15 protein-coding genes are annotated in these 17,458 nt (G+C 70.3%); 6 read left to right on the top strand and 9 right to left on the bottom strand.

What is annotated here, in order from left to right:
* Positions 1-69: 69 nt before the first annotated feature.
* The 4 genes from ACZ4MH_RS02535 to ACZ4MH_RS02520 are packed head-to-tail and all read right to left on the bottom strand — an operon-like array spanning position 70 to position 4,941.
* On the bottom strand, positions 70-2,196 hold the full coding sequence (locus tag ACZ4MH_RS02535) for an acetate--CoA ligase family protein (protein WP_351587025.1): 2,127 nt from the start codon (positions 2,194-2,196) through the stop codon (positions 70-72).
* Complete coding sequence (locus ACZ4MH_RS02530; protein WP_351587023.1) at positions 2,196-2,606, bottom strand: Zn-ribbon domain-containing OB-fold protein; 411 nt, start codon at positions 2,604-2,606, stop codon at positions 2,196-2,198. The genes ACZ4MH_RS02535 and ACZ4MH_RS02530 overlap by 1 nt, the downstream gene beginning before the upstream one ends.
* Before the next feature lie 14 nt (positions 2,607-2,620).
* Entirely contained in the window at positions 2,621-3,772 is a 1,152-nt protein-coding gene (locus tag ACZ4MH_RS02525) for an acetyl-CoA acetyltransferase (RefSeq protein ID WP_351587021.1), read from the bottom strand.
* The gene (locus ACZ4MH_RS02520; RefSeq protein ID WP_351587019.1) at positions 3,769-4,941 is read right to left on the bottom strand and encodes an acyl-CoA dehydrogenase family protein; all 1,173 of its coding nucleotides are present in this window, start codon (positions 4,939-4,941) and stop codon (positions 3,769-3,771) included. The genes ACZ4MH_RS02525 and ACZ4MH_RS02520 overlap by 4 nt, the downstream gene beginning before the upstream one ends.
* An 82-nt stretch (positions 4,942-5,023) precedes the next feature.
* Here ACZ4MH_RS02520 and ACZ4MH_RS02515 point away from each other — a divergent pair, with 82 nt between their 5' ends.
* Both ACZ4MH_RS02515 and ACZ4MH_RS02510 read left to right on the top strand, forming a co-directional pair.
* The gene (locus ACZ4MH_RS02515; RefSeq protein WP_351587017.1) at positions 5,024-5,797 is read left to right on the top strand and encodes a TetR/AcrR family transcriptional regulator; all 774 of its coding nucleotides are present in this window, start codon (positions 5,024-5,026) and stop codon (positions 5,795-5,797) included.
* Positions 5,798-5,892: 95 nt separating this feature from the next.
* On the top strand, positions 5,893-6,693 hold the full coding sequence (locus ACZ4MH_RS02510; RefSeq protein WP_351587015.1) for an acyl-CoA thioesterase domain-containing protein: 801 nt from the start codon (positions 5,893-5,895) through the stop codon (positions 6,691-6,693).
* Between the two features lie 34 nt (positions 6,694-6,727).
* Here ACZ4MH_RS02510 and ACZ4MH_RS02505 read toward each other — a convergent pair whose 3' ends face one another.
* Positions 6,728-7,708, bottom strand: coding sequence for an AraC family transcriptional regulator (locus ACZ4MH_RS02505; RefSeq protein ID WP_351587013.1), 981 nt, complete (start codon positions 7,706-7,708; stop codon positions 6,728-6,730).
* Between the two features lie 498 nt (positions 7,709-8,206).
* Here ACZ4MH_RS02505 and ACZ4MH_RS02500 point away from each other — a divergent pair, with 498 nt between their 5' ends.
* Positions 8,207-9,427, top strand: a complete 1,221-nt coding sequence (locus tag ACZ4MH_RS02500; RefSeq protein WP_351587011.1) for a styrene monooxygenase/indole monooxygenase family protein — start codon at positions 8,207-8,209, stop codon at positions 9,425-9,427.
* A gap of 47 nt (positions 9,428-9,474) precedes the next feature.
* Here ACZ4MH_RS02500 and ACZ4MH_RS02495 read toward each other — a convergent pair whose 3' ends face one another.
* The 3 genes from ACZ4MH_RS02495 to ACZ4MH_RS02485 form a co-directional block, all read right to left on the bottom strand.
* Positions 9,475-10,200 carry a dienelactone hydrolase family protein gene (locus tag ACZ4MH_RS02495; RefSeq protein ID WP_351587009.1) on the bottom strand — a complete coding sequence of 242 codons (726 nt, stop codon included), beginning with the start codon at positions 10,198-10,200 and terminating at the stop codon, positions 9,475-9,477.
* Between the two features lie 241 nt (positions 10,201-10,441).
* Positions 10,442-11,701 (bottom strand): SLC13 family permease, encoded by a 1,260-nt coding sequence (locus ACZ4MH_RS02490; RefSeq protein WP_467753830.1) that lies wholly within the window; start codon positions 11,699-11,701, stop codon positions 10,442-10,444.
* A gap of 102 nt (positions 11,702-11,803) precedes the next feature.
* Positions 11,804-12,925 carry a PrpF domain-containing protein gene (locus ACZ4MH_RS02485; protein WP_351587005.1) on the bottom strand — a complete coding sequence of 374 codons (1,122 nt, stop codon included), beginning with the start codon at positions 12,923-12,925 and terminating at the stop codon, positions 11,804-11,806.
* A gap of 169 nt (positions 12,926-13,094) precedes the next feature.
* On the opposite strand from ACZ4MH_RS02485, the gene ACZ4MH_RS02480 reads away from it, so the two are divergent.
* Positions 13,095-14,048, top strand: coding sequence for a LysR family transcriptional regulator (locus ACZ4MH_RS02480; RefSeq protein ID WP_351587003.1), 954 nt, complete (start codon positions 13,095-13,097; stop codon positions 14,046-14,048).
* Positions 14,049-14,410: 362 nt separating this feature from the next.
* On the opposite strand, the gene ACZ4MH_RS02475 is transcribed toward ACZ4MH_RS02480, so the two are convergent.
* A complete protein-coding gene (locus tag ACZ4MH_RS02475) occupies positions 14,411-15,322 on the bottom strand; it encodes a LysR family transcriptional regulator (RefSeq protein WP_351587001.1) in 912 nt (303 codons plus the stop codon).
* 171 nt (positions 15,323-15,493) lie between these two features.
* On the opposite strand from ACZ4MH_RS02475, the gene ACZ4MH_RS02470 reads away from it, so the two are divergent.
* Both ACZ4MH_RS02470 and ACZ4MH_RS02465 read left to right on the top strand, forming a co-directional pair.
* A complete protein-coding gene (locus ACZ4MH_RS02470; RefSeq protein WP_351586999.1) occupies positions 15,494-16,495 on the top strand; it encodes a fumarylacetoacetate hydrolase family protein in 1,002 nt (333 codons plus the stop codon).
* Positions 16,496-16,500: 5 nt separating this feature from the next.
* Entirely contained in the window at positions 16,501-17,457 is a 957-nt protein-coding gene (locus ACZ4MH_RS02465; protein WP_351587108.1) for a cyclase family protein, read from the top strand.
* Position 17,458 lies beyond the last annotated feature (1 nt).

Here is a 17,458-nt window from a genome sequence, read left to right as displayed (position 1 = left end):
TTTCGGGAAACCCCCGAGCACAGCCCGGGGGTGAGAGCGCTGTGCGGCGGTACGGGTGGGGCAGGCGGTTCAGGCCCAGGTGATGAGCGCGTCCAGCGCCTCGACCCGGGAGCCCTTCACCAGCAGCGGGTTGACCTCAAGGGACTCCATGCGCGACCCGAGGGAGCACGCCACCTCGCCTATCCTCGTGATCACATCAGCAAGCATGTCGAGGTCGGCCGGCTCGGTGCCGCGGGCGCCGCCGAGCAGCCTGGCGCCGCGCAACTCGCCCAGGGCGGTGCGTACTTCATCCGGGGTGACGGGCAGCAGCCGCAGTGCCGTGTCGGCGAGGGCCTCCACCCAGATGCCACCGAGCCCGACGGCGAGGGTGAGCCCCCAGGCCGGGTCGCGGACCACGCCGACGAGGAGCTCGGTCCCGCCCGTCCGCTGCGGCTGGACGAGAACGGCCTGGTCGGCCTCGTACCCGTTGTGCCGCAGGGCGTCGCGTACGTCCCGGAAGGCACTGCGTACCGCGTCGGGCCCGTCAAGGCCCAGCCGGACGCCGCCGATGTCGCTCTTGTGCTGGAGGCCGTCGGCCGCCGCTTTGAGGACGACGGGGTAGCCCAGGCGCTCGGCGGCGGCGACCGCCTCGTCCTCGTCGGCGGTGCGCGTGGCGGGGACGACGGGCACACCGTGGTCGGCGAGGACCTGCGCGGCCCTGTGCTCCGCCCACGTCTCCCCGGGCTGTCCGGGGATGACATGCGCGGAGACGGGCGCCGGCGGCTCTTCGCGGAGCACGTCGGGCAGCGACCGGGACCAGCGCACGGCCGCGCCCAGTGCCTTCATGGCGTGGTCGATCCCGCCGGCGATGTACGGGAAGCCGGTCTCCTCCTGCAGGCGGCGGCCGGTCTCGGTGATGTCGGTGAGGACGTTGCCGCTGACCACGACCGGCTTGTCGGTCTTCCGGATGGACTCGGCGAAGGCCCCGAGGTACGCGCGGGCCGCCTCGGGGTCGGCCGGCGGAACGCGCGGCAGGTCGACGAGCGCGAGCACCGCGTCGATGCCGGGATCGGCGGCGACGGTTCCCAGCGCGCGTGCGAGGAGGGTGCGGTCCACCAGTACGTACCCGGTCACGTCGAGGGGATTCTGCACGGTGGCGAACTCCGGCACCGCCTCCTTGAGCCGGGCCGTGGTCCCGGGCGCGAAAGACGGGATCTCCAGCCCTTCCTGCTCGGCGCGGTCGGCGATGATCTCGCAGGCGCCGCCGGACGGGGTGACCACTCCGATGCGCGGCCCCGGCAGCGGGCCGGTCCGGGCGAGCAGCCCGGCGGTGAGGATCAGCTCCTCCAGGGAGTGCACGCGGAGGACGCCGAGCCGCCGGAAGGCGGCGTCGACGACGCGGTCGTCGCCGACGAGCGCACCGGTGTGGGCCTGGGCCGTACGCGAGGCGAGCCGGCTGGCACCGATCTTCAGGGCGACGATCGGCTTGCCCGCGCGGGCCGCGCGGCGGGCCACCCGGGCGAACTCCTTGGGGTGGCGCACCGTTTCGAGGAAGAGGGCGATGACCTCGGTCGCGGGGTCGTCGACCAGGTGGTCGACGACGTCGGTGACGCTGAGCGACATCTCGTTGCCCATCGAGGTGAGCAGGCTCAGGCCGACGTTGCGGGCGTGCATGAAGTTGAGTACGGCGCTGGCGAGCGCACCGCTCTGCAGCACCACGCCGACCGGCCCGGCCGGCGGCGGCTGGGTGATGGCCAGGCCGTACGGGGTGATGCCGGCAGCGGCGTTGACGTAGCCGTTGCCGTTCGGCCCCAGTACGTGCAGGCCCTTCTCCCAGACGAAGGCGTGGAGTTCTTCCTCGCGTCGGCGCCCCTCAGCGCCGGTCTCGCCGAACCCGGCGGTGAGCACGACATAGTTGCGGATGCCGAGTTCGGCGCCCTCGCGCAGCACGTCGAGTACGACCGGCGTCGGCACCATGACGTACGCCAGGTCGACCGGCTCACGGATATCGGTGAGGCTCTTGTGCGCCTTGCGGCCGTGCACCTCCGGCGAGCGGGGGTTGACCAGGTGGATGGGGCCGGAGAAGCCCTGGCTGAGCAGGTTCTGATATGTACTCAGCGACCAGCCCGATTTGTCGGTCGCGCCGACGAGCGCGATGGACGTCGGGGCGAACAGGCCCTGCAGCGAGGTGGGGCTGCCGGACTTCGCAGCGGCCATCAAAGCTCTACCTCCGCGCGGAAACAGGGGAGTTCGGGGGCGTCGGACGCGTCGCCGAGCCGCGTCACGTGCAGGCGTACCCGGTCACCGATTGCCACCGGCTCCTCGCCGACGATCCTGGACATCATGCGGACTCCCTCATCGAGGTCGATCAGAGCGATGGTGAACGGGACCTGCTCCGAGAAGGCCCCGAAGGCCCGGTGGACGACGGTCTTGGAGTAGACCGTCCCGGTGCCGGCCGCGACTACGGATTCGAGCCCCTCGCCGAAGCAGTGCGGGCAGACGGCCCGCGCGGGGAAGACGGCCCGCGTGCAGTCGCCGCACCGTTGCAGGCGCAGCTCGCCCAGGGCGACGCCCTCCCAGAACGGCCTGGACTCCGCGTCCATGACAAGGAGTGGCATGTCCCGCATATCCGGCATACTCCTCAGCTCCCCGAGAGGACGACGGTCGAGGTGGACGAGAGCACGCCCCCGGTGCCGTGGACGAGCGCGAGCTCCGCCCCTTCGACCTGGCGGCCGTGCTGGTCCCGGTAGTCGTGGCGCAGCTGCCGGGTGGCCTCGATGAGCAGGAAGATCCCGTACATGCCCGGGTGGGTGTACGACAGGCCGCCGCCGTTGGTGTTCATCGGCAGCTCCCCGCCGGGCGCCGTACTGCCGCCTTGGACGAACCGGCCGGCCTCGCCGGGCTTGCAGAACCCCAGCGACTCCAGGGTGAGCAGCACCGTGATGGTGAAGGAGTCGTAGATCGCCAGGAGGTCGATGTCCTGGTGCGTCACCCCGGCGCGCTCCAGCGCGAGCGGCCCGGTGCGGGCGGCCCCGGTGACGGTGAGGTCCGGCATCCGGGAGATCGACGCGTGGGTGGTGGTCTCGGCATGGCCGCGGACGACGACGGGGCGGGTGGCCACGTCCGCCCAGCGGTCCTCCGCGGCGACCACGACCGCGCCGCCGCCGTCGGTGACGAGGCAGCAGTCCAGCTTGTGCAGCGGCTCCGCGATCAGCGGCGAGGCAAGGACGTCGTCCACGGTGATCGGGTCGCGGTAGTACGCGCGCGGGTTGAGGGCCGCCCACCTCCGCGCGCTCACCGCCACCTCGGCCAGCTCCTCGCCCGTCACGCCGTACTCGTGCATGTAGCGCGCGGCGGCCAGCGCGTATGCGCCCACGGGCTGCGGCAGGCCGAACGGCTGCTCGTACTGCTCGGTCAGCGTCGCGGGCCGCGGACGGCCGCGCGCGCGGTCGCTGCGCTGAGTGCTGCCGTAGGTGATCAGTGCGACGTCGATGAGCCCGGCCTCGATCGCCGCCGTCGCGTGGCCGAGGTGGGCCTCGAAGGAGGAGCCGCCGATATTGGTGCCGTCGAGGTGGTCGGGCCGCATACCGAGGTACTCGGCGAGCGTCAGGGCCGGGGCCCAGGACCAGTTGCCCGCCGTGAACAGCCCGTCCACGTCGCCGGGCGACAGGCCCGCCTCGGCGAGCGCGGCTCTGCTCGCCAGGGCTTGCTGGGAGAGTACGGTCAGATGCGGCGTCTTGCCGAGGTCCGATTCGGCGACACCGACGATCGCCGCGCGGCGCCGGGGACTCATTCGCCGATTCCCCCCAGCCGTACGTGCCCCTTGAGGAGGTTGCGGGCGATCGTGCGCTTCTGGATCTCGTCGGTGCCCTCGAAGATCCGCAGCAGCCGCAGCTCGCGGTACCAGCGCTCGATGGGCAGCTCCTTGGTGTAGCCCATGCCGCCATGGATCTGCAGGACGCGGTCGACGACCTGATTGGCCATCACGGCGCCGTTGAGCTTGGCGATGGACGAGGCGTGCCGGGCGTCGAGGCCCTGCTGCACCCGCCAGGCGGCGTAGAGGGTGAGCCACTTCGCGGACTCGATCTCCACCTGGGAGTCGGCTATCTGCCACTGGATCGCCTGGTAGTCGGCGATGGGGCGGCCCATGGAGTGCCGGGTCCGGGCGTAGTCGACCGCCATCTGCAGCATCCGCTCGGCGGAGCCGATCGCCCGGGCCGGGATGAGATAGCGGCCCTGGCCGATCCACCGCATGGCGAGCTCGAACCCCTTGCCGGCCTCGCCGAGGATGTTGCGGTCAGGGACACGCACCTCGTCGAAGACGAGCGAGGCCGGGCCCCACTGCCCCATGGTCGGTATCGGCTCGGACGTCCAGCCCATGTCGCGGTCGACGAGGAAGCAGGTGACGCCGCCGTCGGCGCCCTTCTCCCGGTCGGTGACCGCGAACACCATCACGAAGTCGGCCTCGTTGCCACCGGTGATGAACGTCTTCTCGCCGGTGATCAGCCAGTCGTCTCCGTCGCGTACGGCGCGGGTGCGGATGTTGCGGGCGTCGGAACCGGCGCCGGGCTCGGTGATGGCGAAGCAGGAACGGCGGGCACCCTCGATGGTGGGCAGAAGATATCGCTCCTTCTGCTCGTCGTTGCAGGCGTAGAGGATGTTGTCGGCGCTGCCACCGAAGCTGAACGGGACGTAGGTCCGGCCGGTCTCCATGGCGATGATCGCCGACATCACCGCGCCGAGGTTCATTCCGCCGTACTCCTCCGGGGTGTTGACGCCCCAGAAGCCGGACTTGCGGGCCTTGGCCCGTAGTTCGGCGATGACCTCAGGGGCAACCCCCGGCTGCCCCGCCCGCTCCTTGCGCAGAACCTCCTGCTCCAGCGGCATCACCTCCTTGGTGATGAACGCCCTGACCGTGTCCCGGATCTGGCGCTCCTCATCGGAGAGCGAGAAGTCGACCATCGCTTGCCCCTTCCTGCCGTTGGGCACGTGAGCCCTGTCCCGGGCTCTGCGCACACGATTTCTAGAACCGAAATCTAGGAATGTGCTCAATGTGGAGGCGTCGGCGCAGGCGGTCAAGGGCCAGGAAAAACATCTGTCCTGGGCATGGCGCTCAAAGGTGGCAAGTTCTAAAATCCGATTCGGTTTGGCAGAGATTCAGGCACTCAGGCAAGCAGGGGACGATCCGATGCCGCGCAAGGCAGAGCAGACTCCGGCCAAGGAGGGCGGCGCATGGCAGTGGGGACGCACGGCGCAGACGCGCAGAGTGCTTCTCGACGCCGCCCGTGAAATCTTCTGCGAACAGGGCTTCACCGAAGCGAGCGTCGCGGCTGTGGTGCGCCGCGCCGGCTCCAGCGTCGGCAGCCTCTACCACCACTTCGGTGGCAAGGCCGAGCTGTTCGTGGCGGTCTGGGAGGACTACGAGAGCACCCGCGAACGCAACGCCGCCGATGCCGTGGCGCGGGCCCGCGAAGCCGGGGAGTCGGATCCGCTGGAGCTCTTCCTCGTCGGCACCCGGTCGTTCCTGGAGGACTGCTGGCGCCGGCGCGACCTCGTCCGGCTGTGGATGGACGGCGACGCGCCTCCCGCCTTCACACTGATGCGCCGTGCGCGCGGCCGTGAGTGGATCCGGCAGAACGCCATTCTGCTCAAGGCGGGCGACGCCCCCGCCGACCGGCTCGTCGTCAGCCTGATGACGACGATCACCGGCGAGGCCGGCCGGGAGATCGCGGCCTGTTCGCGCAAGCGCGACGCCGACGCGCTGGCCGACACGACCATCGCCCTCATCCGCAGACTCGATCCGCTCTCCATCCGCTGAACGCCGCGGCGAGCACGGCAGGCCCGCGCAACTGAACGCCGCCGGCGAGCACGGCACGGCCCGCACGACCTCCGCACGAGCCGAAGGGAACATCCGTGGCGCAGACCGAAGAAGGGTCGGCGTACTTCGCACCCGACCCCCGCCACCCCGACACCCTCGTCCCCGCACCGCACGCCCGGGGCTGGTGGGCACCGGGCACCGTGCACAGCCGTCTCCTCGGCGGCCTCGCCGCCCGGGCCCTCGAACGGGAACACGCCGACGAGGGACTCCACTTCGCCCGGCTCACCGTCGACATGTTCCGCGCCGCTCCGCAGGCCCCTGTCCGGGTCGAGACGAAGCGGATACGCGAGGGTCGGCGCATCCGGATCGCGGACGCGGTCGTGCACGCCGACGGCGTCCCAGTCGTCCAGGTACGCGCCGTACTGCTGCGCACCAGCGCCCCGCCGCCCGGCCACGTACCGTCGACCGGCTCGTGGGACGCGCCCCCGCCGGACGAACTGCCCTTCACGGACGGGAAGAAGCGCGGCTTCTGGCGGTTCGACGAGGAGTTGCGACCCGTGCGGGAGTGGCAGGGCGCCGGGCGACGCCGCGCCTGGACCCGCGAGCGCCATCCCCTCGTGGCCGGGGAAGCGCTGTCGCCACTCGTACGGGCCGTACTCGCCGGCGACACCGCGAGCCCGCTGGCCCACGCGAGCGACGAGGGGCTTCGTTACATCAACGCCGACTACACCCTGTGCCTGAGCCGACTGCCACTCAGCGACGAGATCGGCCTGGAGGCCGGCGCCCACACCGCGGACGAGGGCATCGCCGTCGGCCACTGCACCCTGTACGACACGGCCGGCCCCATCGGTTACTGCGTCACAACGGCGCTGGCCAACCCGGCACCGGCTGGGTGACTGCTTGCGGTGGCGGCAACGACCCATGGGCCTCCTACGACCGCAACGTCTCCGAAGGCGATTCCCCGAACTGTTGGCGGTACGCGAGCGAGAAGCGACCCGGGTGGAAGAAGCCCCAGCGGGATGCGACGGTGGTGACGGTCGTGGCGCCCGGGTCGGAGGCCAGGAGTTCGTTGCGTACGCGGTCCAGGCGGACCTCGCGCAGGTAGGCGAGCGGTGTGGTGTCGAGGTGCCGGCGGAAGCCCTCCTGGAGGGCCCGTACGCCGACACCGACGCATTCCGCGATCTCCGCGACGGTGAGCGGCTCGGCGGCGTGCCCCTCGATGACCTCCATGGCGCGGCGGACCGTGGGCGGTGCGACGCGTGGCTGCTCGCCGAGCAGTGCCGGCGTGTAATTGTTGGGCTGGGCCATCAACAACTGGGTCATGAGGAGCGATTCGAGCTGTTTGGTCACGATGGGTTGGCTCGTCATGCCGTCAGGCCCCTCCGCCTCCCGGCGCATGAGGTCGACGATGTTGAGCCAGGAGCGGGAGCTCGGTGTGGTGAGGTTCATGCCGAGCGAGAAGAGGATCGGGCGGCGCACGGTGCGGCCGAGCAGACTTCCCAGGTGCGACTCCAGGGACGATCGGTCGAACCACACGATCAGCTGCGGATTGCCGCCACCCCAGCGCATATCCACCTTTCCGGTCGGAGAGGGGACGGAAGCGAGTTCGGGGGTGGAAATGATCTGCTCGCGGCCGCAGGTGACTTCGGCGTAACCGGCGAGCGGTATCTGCACGAGGAAGAAGCTCTCGAGGTCGCCCGGTGTGATCCGGACTTCCGTTCCGTAATCGAGGTAGTACAGACCTGTCTGATCGAAGGGCGCGCCGTGCAGCCGGGCGTCGAGCGTCGCCGAGCGCTGGGTGATGCGCAGCTCATGCGGACAGAAGGCGCGGCCGACCTCGGCCCGCGCCTCCCAAATGTCCGCCGTATGGAACTGCTGGTGGTTTGCGAGGGGGAGCTCTTCAGTGGGCATGTAAACCTCCACCGCCGAGGTGCGCGATCGGGACAGCGACCCGCGTGATCCGGATAGTGCAGATGATCATGGCATACCAAGGTTGACCCCGACCGCCGCGGACCCAAGAAGAAGCCAGGGAATCAACGATGCAGAGAGTGCCGGGCCGGACTCCGCTCGTCACGGGCGGAGCCGGGCCCATCGGACAGCCCGTCGCATGCGTACTGCGCGTGCTGCGCGCGGCCGGGCCCCTTTAGCCGGCCGGGTGCCCCCAGGACCCATCCCCCGGTCGTATGGGTGCCCCGGCTTCCCGCGGCTGCCCGCCGGCCCCCCCCTCCGGCGGGCAGCCGCATTCCCCACAACCGAACCCCCACTCGTCGACGCCGCCACGTCACCGAAACGTGCACCAGCGCACGGCACTGCACGCGCCGCACGGCACTGCACACGTCGCACAGCACCGCACACGTCGCACGGCGCCGCTCAAATCCGCACAACCCGAATCCCCGGAGGTCCCCCCTCATGCGCAAGATCACCATCGTCGGAGCCGGCCAGGCCGGCCTCCAGCTCGGTATCGGCCTCCTCGGCCACGGTTACGACGTCACCATTGTGTCCAACCGCACCGGGGACCAGATCCGCGAGGGCCGGGTCATGTCCAGCCAGGCCATGTTCGGCACCGCGCTGGCCCACGAGCGCGACCTCGGCCTGGACTTCTGGGGCAACGCCTGCCCGCCGATCGCCGGGCTCGGCGTGAACATCGCCGACGGCCAGGGCGGCCGGGCGCTCTCCTTCGATGCCCGCCTCGATGCCACCGCCCGCTCGGTCGACCAGCGCGTCAAAATGCCGATCTGGCTGGGTGAGTTCGCGCGCCGCGGCGGCCGTCTGGACATCCGGGAGGCCGGCGTCGAGGACCTGGAGCGCTACGCCGCCGAGTCCGACCTGGTGATCGTCGCGGCCGGCAAGGGCGAGATCGCCGGGCTGTTCGAGCGGGACGCCGAGCGTTCCCCGTACGACGCTCCGCAGCGCGCACTGGCCCTGGCGTACGTCACCGGCATGGCGCCGCTGCCCGATCGCCTCGGTGTCAGCTTCAACGTCATCCCCGGTGCGGGCGAGTACTTCACCATGCCCAGTCTCACCACCAGCGGCCCCTGCGACATCATGTTCTTCGAGGGCATCCCGGGTGGCCCGCTCGACTGCTTCGACGGGCTCACCCCCGACCAGCAGCTGGCGAAGTTCCAGGAGCTGCTGCGGACGTACGTCCCGTGGGAGGCCGAGCGCTGCACCGATGTCGCGCTCACCGACCAGCACGGGACTCTCGCGGGCCGCTTCGCGCCGACCGTCCGCAGGCCCGTCGCCACGCTGCCCTCGGGCGCGCAGGTACTCGGCCTCGCCGACGTCGTCGTCCTCAACGACCCGGTTACCGGCCAGGGTTCCAACAACGCCTCGAAGTGCGCGGCCTCCTACCTCGCCAGCATCCTGGACCACGGCGAGCGCCCGTACGACGCCGCGTTCATGGAGCTGGCCTTCGGCCGCTTCTGGGACAACGCGCAGTCCGCCACGACCTGGACCAACGCGATGCTCGGCGCCCCGCCGCAGCACGTCCTGGAGCTCTTCGGCGCGGCGAGCGCCAACCCCCGTATCGCCGCCCGCTTCGTCAACGGCTTCGACGACCCGCGCGACTTCTTCAACTGGTTCATGGACCCGGCCGCCGCGAAGAACTACCTGACTGCGGTCGGCGTCTGAGGAGCCATCAGCAGCACGCGGGGTGCTGCCGGCCTGACGGCCCGGCCTCACTTCAGGTGCCGGGTGAAGAACCGGGCCGCGTCGTCCACCTCGAACTGCGGGGTGCCGGCGTGCCCGCCCAGATTGGCGTGCAGCGTCTTCTCCTTGGTGCCGAAGGCGTCGAACAGGTCCAGGACCGGCTGGCGTTCCATCCCTTCGTCGTCCCACTGCATCAGGAACTGCAGCGGAACGGTGATCTGCCGGGCCTCCTCGCGCAGGGTGTCGGGCACGAAAGTCTGGCCGAAGAAGGCGGCGGCCGCGATGCGCGGTTCGACCACCGCCAGCCGGATGCCGATGGCGACCATCCCGTCGTACCCGACCGGGCCGCCGATCTCGGGCAGCGAAAGGAGGACGTCCAGGGTGGTCCGCCATTCCGGGACCGCCTTTTCGACCAGCGGGACGATGAAGGCGTTGAGGATCTCGTCGACCGGCTCGCCGGCCTGCATCGCCCGGCGGAGGCCGGCGCGGGACTGCTCGTCGGCGGCGGAACGGGGCCGGTCACCGCACCCGGGGGCGTCGATGGCGGCCACCGCGAAACCGTACTCCGCCGCGTAGTGCCGGGCCCGGGCCACCAGCCGGGGGAGCCGCTTGTGCAAGCTGCCGGGGTGGCCGATCAGGATCAGCGGGGCCGGGGCGGAGGATTCAGGCGTCCACACGACGCCGGGGATCTCGCCGAGGGTGAATTCGCGTTCGAGGACGCCGTCGTCGAGACGCTGTTCAGAAGTGAAGTGCATGGCCGTGCCTTTCGGGAGTGCGCTTGAACGGCGCTCCCGGACGACCTATCGCCCGACCGTGACCCCGGAGGGGAGCACCCACGTCGATACTGCGTTCACGGGTACCACCTCCTCGTTCTCTCGCACGGCCTCCGGGAGATTAACAGTGGTCGCCGTGGTTCACCAACGGATTTTTGCTGGGCCGGGAGCTACGAGCGGAGTCCGGCCGAGCGCGGTGCAGCCTTGCGTCGCCCTGCTGTTGTTATGACCAGGGGAGGACGAGGGCTCCCCAGGCGACGATGGGGCCGAGTGCGACGATGCCGCCGGTGTAGCCGATGATCTGGCGGTAGAAGCGGCGGGTGTCGATACCGCGGGCGTTGCTGAGGACGAGGGCGCCGTTGGTGGAGAACGGGGAGGTGTCGACGATCGTGGTGGACACCGCGAGGGCCGCGATGAGACCGGCGGCACTGAGGTGGCTGGAGAGCAGCAGCGGTACGGCGAGGGGGATGATCGCGGTGAGGATTGCGGTGGAGGAGGCGAAGGCCGAGGTGATGGCTACGGTGAAGCACAGCACCAGGGCCACGACGAGTGGGGCACCGAGGCCGGCGGCGTGGTGGGAGATGTCCTCGATGATTCCGGCCTTCTCCAGCATGGCGATGTACGTCATCATGCCCGCCACCAGCAACAGGGTGGACCAGCTGATGCCGTCCACGGCCTTCTCCTGCCGTTTCATGTCGACCAGGGACAGCAGGGCGCCGGCCACCAGGGCCAGGAAGCCGATCTCCAGCCGGAAGCCGAGCGCACCGACCACCAGCGCGAGCAGGCATGCGAGGGTGAGCCACTGACGCCAGTCGGGTCTGCCGGACGACGTGGTGGGGTTCTCGTCGTCAGCCGTCTCGTGTGCGGTGTCCGCCGGCGGGGCGGGGCGCTTGGCGAGGAACACGTAGGTGAGGAGAGACAGCACCAGGTTGATGACGAAGCTGGCGGCGAACAGTGTCACGGGTGAGACGTGCAGCGTGGTGTCGTCGACCAGGCCCAGTACGAGGGCGCCGGAGACGGCGAGGGGAGAGAAGGCCCCCGCGTGCCCGCCGCTGATCACCATCATGCCGGCCACCAGCGGGTTGATCTTGTAGCGGTAGGCGAAGTTCATGGCGATGGGAACGAGGATCGCCACGGCGGCCGGGGTGAAGGTGCCGAATGCCGTGAGCGTCGCTGCGACCAGGAACAGCACCCAGGGGATGAGCGCCACTTTGCCGCGTACCAGTCGTACTCCCGCGGCGACGAGCCAGTCGATGGTGCCGTTGCGGCGAGCGACGGAGAACAGGTAGGTGACCCCGACGATGGTGACGAAAAGGTCCACCGGGAAGCCCTTGAAGATCTCGTCCTCGGTGAGGCCGAGCGAGACGGTGCCGACGGCGAAGGTGGCGACGAAGGCGAGGATGCCCAGGTTGATCGGCAGAATGGTGCCGACCACGAACATGACCAGCAGCGCGCCTATGGAGATCACTTCAGTAGACATCATTGTCCTTGGTGCGGTGGGGACAGGATGGCGCGCCCCGAGGGCGCGAGGTTACCCCGGGGCGGAGGAGTACGAACAGGCCCCGGGTGCGGAAGCCGTTCCGGTTCAGGCTGCTTGCGGTCGTCCTGGTTCCGGTACGTAGATACGGGCATCGGCGAGCAGGCGTGCCGCCCGCTGTACGGTGACCCGGCCGGGCAGGCCGTCCTTCAGGTCCGAGCAGCGGACCGCGATCACGCCGGCGGGGGTGCCCAGGCGAAGCCACTCGCCGGTCGGGCCGCCCGCGGCCCGGGAGACCACGGAGTCCTCCAGCAGACTCGCGGCCGCGACCGCGACGGCGGAAGTCAGGCCGATCGCGGAGTGCGGGGCGTTCATGGTGAGCATGCGCACCGAGATGTCGTACTCCTGGGCGGCGATGCGTTCGCCGAGCGTTGTGGTGTACGGCACCGGCCGGCCGACCAGTCCCACCTTGGGGACCGCGTCGCCAGGTTCCTCGCCCGGGTTGAGCAGGCCCATCAGCGGTGCGGCGGCATGGCGGACGGTGCGCAGCCATGGTGCGTCCGCACGCATCCGCTCCAGGGTCTCGGAGCCGGTGCGTGCCGCACTGGTGGCATCGACGAGGACGACCGGTGCCCCGGCGTCCACCATGCTCACCAGAACCGGGTTCGCGGCACCGACCCGCAGCTCCTGCGCGGCCGACCCGGCGGGCAGCAGGGAGCCGGTGGTGCGGCCGGCCGGGTCGCGGAAGGTGAGCCCGACCGCGACCCCACCGGCCCGGGTGCCCGGTACGGTCTGCTCGCCGAAGTCGTGCGCCACACCACCGGTCGTGTCCACGAGCCCTTCGAGCACCGCGCCGGTGTTCAAATTGCGCATCACCACACGCGTCCGGTCCCCGGTGATCGGTACCAGGCCCTTCGCGACCGCATACAGGGCGACGCCGGTGGCGCAGTTGCCGCAGTTGCTCGTCCACTCCACCGACCCGGTGCCGATGCCGACTTGGGCGAAGAGGTAATCGATGTCCGTGCCGGGCTCGGGCGAGGCGCTGACGATCGCGGCCTTGGAGGTGGTGGGGGTGGCCCCGCCGACCCCGTCGAGTTCCACCGGGTCGGTGGCACCGTAGGCGGCGACCAGCAGTTTCTCCAGTTCGCCGAGCTCGGCGGGGACATGGACCTGGTGGAACAGCCAGCACTTACTGGTGCCGCCGCGGACCAGGGTCGCGGGAGTGTGCACGTCTGAGGCTCTTTCTCGATCAACGCGGGGAAAAAGGGCCGGAGAACGGTTGCGGGCGTGTTGCCAAACGGTGAACCGCTCCGGCGAATGCGAAGACCTTCGCAGAGGTGTGACTTGGGCACAATGGCAGTCAACTTCACTCAGGTTTAGCTGAGCTAAAGTCAGTGCCATGTTGAACGTGCGCCATCTCCTCCTGCTCACCGAGGCTGCCGAACGCGGCTCTCTCACCGCCGCGGCGGAGGCGATGGGCATGACCACCTCCGCGGCCTCCCAGCAGATGTCCCTGCTGGAGCGGGCGGCCGGGCAGCCACTGATAGAGCGGCTGTCCCGTGGTATCCGTCCCACCCCGGCCGGCGCCGCACTGGCCGAACGCGGGCAGGCCATCCGCCGCGAGCTGCGCGCCGCCCAGGCCGATCTGGAATCGTTCGCCGACCTCGACCAGGGCACACTGCGGCTCGGTTCGTTCCCCACCGCGAGTGCTTCGCTCCTGCCGCTCGCACTCACCCGTTTCCGCCGCAGTCATTCCGGGGTCCGCATCGAGGTGCGCGCGGGGGTCCTGGCCGAGCTGTGCGAGATGCTGCACACCGGCGAGGTGGAGCAGGCGCTGCTGTGGGACTACGGCTGGAACCGCATCGAAGACCCGGCGCTGGCCCTCACCCATCTGCTCGACGACCCCACGGTGCTGGTCGTCCCGGCGGACTCACCCCTGCGCGCCCATCCTTCCGTGCGCCTGAGCGACCTCGCCGACCAGGAATGGATCATCCGAGCCGACAACCACCCTGTCGCCGACGTACTGCGCCGCAGTTGCCGCCAGGCCGGGTTCGAGCCGCGCATCGCCTACGCTTCGCACGACTACCAAGAGGCTCAGGCCATGGTGGCCGCCGGGCTCGGCATCGCGCTCGCGCCCCGGCTCGCCCTCACCAGCCGCCGCAGCGACGTCCGCCTGCTGCCCTTCGCGTCCGACGTGCCGGCGCCCACGCGCCGCATCCTGCTCGCTCACGCCCAGGCCAGGCCCATCACTCCGCCCGCCCAGGCGATGGTCCGCGTCCTGCGTGTCGTGGCGCAGCGGTTCGCCTCCTCGGGCCTGCACCGCGCGCAGCTCGGAGCGGTCCGCCGGGGCTGAAGGGGTCCACACCGCGGTCGTGGTAACTGCGGACGACGAGGTCGGCTTCGTCAGGGATCAGCCGGCCCTTGTGCTCTCCCTTGCGGCCCAGCCGTAGGCGATGCGGCTCTGGGCAATGCCGTTCTGCGTCTCCGATCATTGCCCTCGCGCTGACGCCCCTCCGCCTGACCTTCGGCAGCGTGAGGCTCATGCGGCGCCCGTTTCGGCAATCGCCTGGGGCCTCTGTCACGGCGGAGACCGGCGAGCAGCCGAAGGTGTCGGTACGCACGGCCACCCCGGCCGGCTCAGGCGTTCCCGGACCACCTCCTACTCCTACGAACGGTGGCCGAAGAGACGGGCGCCACGCTCTGAGCGGTGCCCGCTCAGTCCTGGTGCGGCATGCGTGCTCCGACCCGGGCGGCGGTCTCGCGCAGCCAGATGTGGGCAGCGTCATGGGTGTGAACGGGGTGCCACCACAGTGCTTCCCGCAGGGGTACGGCTTCGTAGGGCGGCTCCACCACCCGGACGGCGGCGACCGAGGCGAGCAGGCAGGCCAGGCGGGCCTGGACCATGGCGATCCGCCGGGTGCCGGCGACGAGGAGGGGCAGCAGCTGGAAGCTGTCGACGGAGACCTCGACGCGTGGTTCGATGCCGAGCATGCCGAGCTGGCGGACCGCGGGTGCGTCATACGTCCGCTGGTATGTCACCCAGGGCAGCCGGGCCAGGTCCTGCTGGGTGAGCCGGTCGTCGATGCTCGGGTGGTCCGTCGCCACCAGGAACACCCAGCGATCGTCGTAGAGGTCGGTGACGGGGAAGTCGCTGATGACGCCGTGCGGCATGAACAGGCCGTCGGTGGCACTCAGCAGTGTGGCGGTGTCGTCCACCACGGCCGGCGGGGTCTGGGTGAAGCGCAGCCGGATGCCGGGGGCCTCCTCGTGCACCACACGGGCCAGCTCGGTGCCGAAGACCGCCACGGCGTAGTCGGACGCCACCAGCTTGAACTCGCGGCTTTCCTTTGCCGGGTCGAAGTCGGCCTGGCTGGCGAAGAGGCGTTCGAGCACGTCGTAGGCGGTGGACGTGCGGTCCAGAAGGACCTGACCGAGGGCCGTGAGCTCGTAGTGACCGCCGACCCGGGCCAGCAGGTCGTCGTCGAAGTGGCGACGCAGCCGGGCCAGGGCGGCACTCATGGCGGGCTGGCTGAGGCCGACGCGCTGCCCGGCGTACGTAACGTTGCGCTCCTCCAGCAGGGCGCGGAGCGCGACGACGAGGTTGAGGTCGAGGCGGGCCAGGTTCACGGGACTCCTCTTGCAGTACGGCGCAGATCCAGTATCAGTACGGCGCAAGCCCAGTTTCGGTACGGCGCACATCCAGGTGCTATTCGCGGGGTGGATGACTCTCATCCATGGAATCAATTTCCATGATCGCGGACGCGGAGTCCAGAGTAGTCACACCGCAAGCAGGAGGACATGTCCGTGAAACCTGAACCCACGTCCGCGCTCTTCGCCGGACCCTTCGCCCTCGCGACTCTCTCGGCCCCGGACGGGCCTGCCTTCCCCGCCCTCGTCACGCCCGACAGCCAGGCTCTCGATCTCCGGGCCGCCTTCGGCGACGACCGGCTGACCGTCCGCGGCCTGCTGGACCACTGGGAGACGACCCTGCCCCGGCTGCGCATGCTGGCGGCCGACGCCGGCCTCGGCCGCACGCCGCTCACGGAACTTCGCGTGCACGCACCGGTCCAGCCCCGCCAGGTATTCCAGTCGGGCGCCAACTACCGCCAGCACGTCATCGACCTGCATGTGGCCCACCGCGCCCCCGGCGACGACCGGCCCGAGGAGGAGCGGCGCGCCGAGGCCGCCGAGATCATGGACCGGCGGGCGGCCGAGGATCTGCCCTACGTGTTCATCGGGCTGCCGAGCGCGATCACGGGTCCGTACGACGACGTGACCCTGCCCGCCTGGGCCGAAAAGCCGGACTGGGAGCTGGAGTTGGCGGTGGTGATCGGCCGGACCGCCCATCGGATATCGGCGGAGGAGGCTCCGGAGTACATCGCCGGATACACGATCGCCAACGACCTCACCGACCGGGCGACCGTCTTCCGCCGGGACATGCCGCAGATCGGCACCGACTGGCTGCGCAGCAAGAACGCGCCGGGCTTCACCCCGCTCGGCCCCTGGATCGTGCCCACCGAGTCCATCCCGAACCCCGATGACCTGCACCTCACGCTCAAGCTCAACGGCGAGACCATGCAGGACGAGTCCACCAAGGACATGATCTTCAAGGCCGCGCGCATGGTGTCGTACGCCTCGCAGACAGCCCAACTGCTGCCCGGTGACCTGGTGTTGACCGGAAGCCCCGCGGGCAACGGCATGCACTGGGGGCGCCTGCTGCGCGACGGCGACGTCATGGACGGGTCGATCACCGGGCTCGGTGCGCAGCGCACTCGCTGTGTGGCGGAGGCGGCGTCGTGACCGCCCTGGACCGCACCGACCCGGAAGGCTCGATCGCCCGGGCCGCCAAGGCGTACTCCAACTGGGGCCGTTGGGGCGAGGGCGACGTTCTGGGCACTCTGAACTTCCTCGACGAGGCCAAGCGCAGGGAGGGGGCCGCGCTCGTACGACGAGGCGTCAGCTTCTCCCTCTCCCAGCGGTTCGACATGGACGGTCCGCAGCAGGGCTGGCGGCGGCGCACCAATCCGGTGCACACCATGCTGGACACCGGTACGGACGCCGCACTCGGCAACCAGGGCTTCCCGCACGGCCTCGGTGGCGCCGACGACGTGATCGCCATGCCGTTGCAGTGCTCGACGCAGTGGGACGGGCTCGGGCACATCTTCGACCACGGCAGGGCCTGGAACGGACGGTCCGCCGAGAAGGTCGTCACCTCCGAAGGCGACCTGGTCACCGGCATCGAGCACATGGCCCCGCACGTCGCCGGGCGCGGGGTGCTGCTGGATGTCGGCCGGATCGTGGGGGAGAACGGCGAACTCCCCGACGCGTTCGCCATCACCGAGGAACACCTGGCCGCGACGATCGAGGCGCACGGCGTGCGCATCGGACGCGGGGACATCGTCGTGGTCCGCACCGGGCAGCTGACGCGCGCCCGGCGCGAGGGCTGGGGCGATTACGCGGGCGGCCCCGCGCCCGGACTCTCCTTCACCTCGGCCGGATGGCTGCACCGCACCGAGATCGCCGCGATCGCCACCGACACCTGGGGCTTCGAAGTGCGGCCCAACGAGTTCGAGCACGCCTTCCAGCCCCTGCACCAGGTCGCCATCCCCAACATGGGCCTGCTCATCGGCGAGATGTGGGACCTCGACGCACTCGCCGCCGACTGCGCGGCCGACGGCAGGTACGAGTTCTGGCTCACCGCCGCGCCCCTCCCCATCACCGGTGCCGTCGGCTCTCCCGTCAATCCGATCGCCGTCAAGTAGC

The organism is Streptomyces sp. NPDC026301, assembly GCF_055567935.1.
The sequence above is the reverse complement of the archived record's forward strand: the minus strand, read 5'-3'. Positions and strand labels throughout refer to the sequence as shown.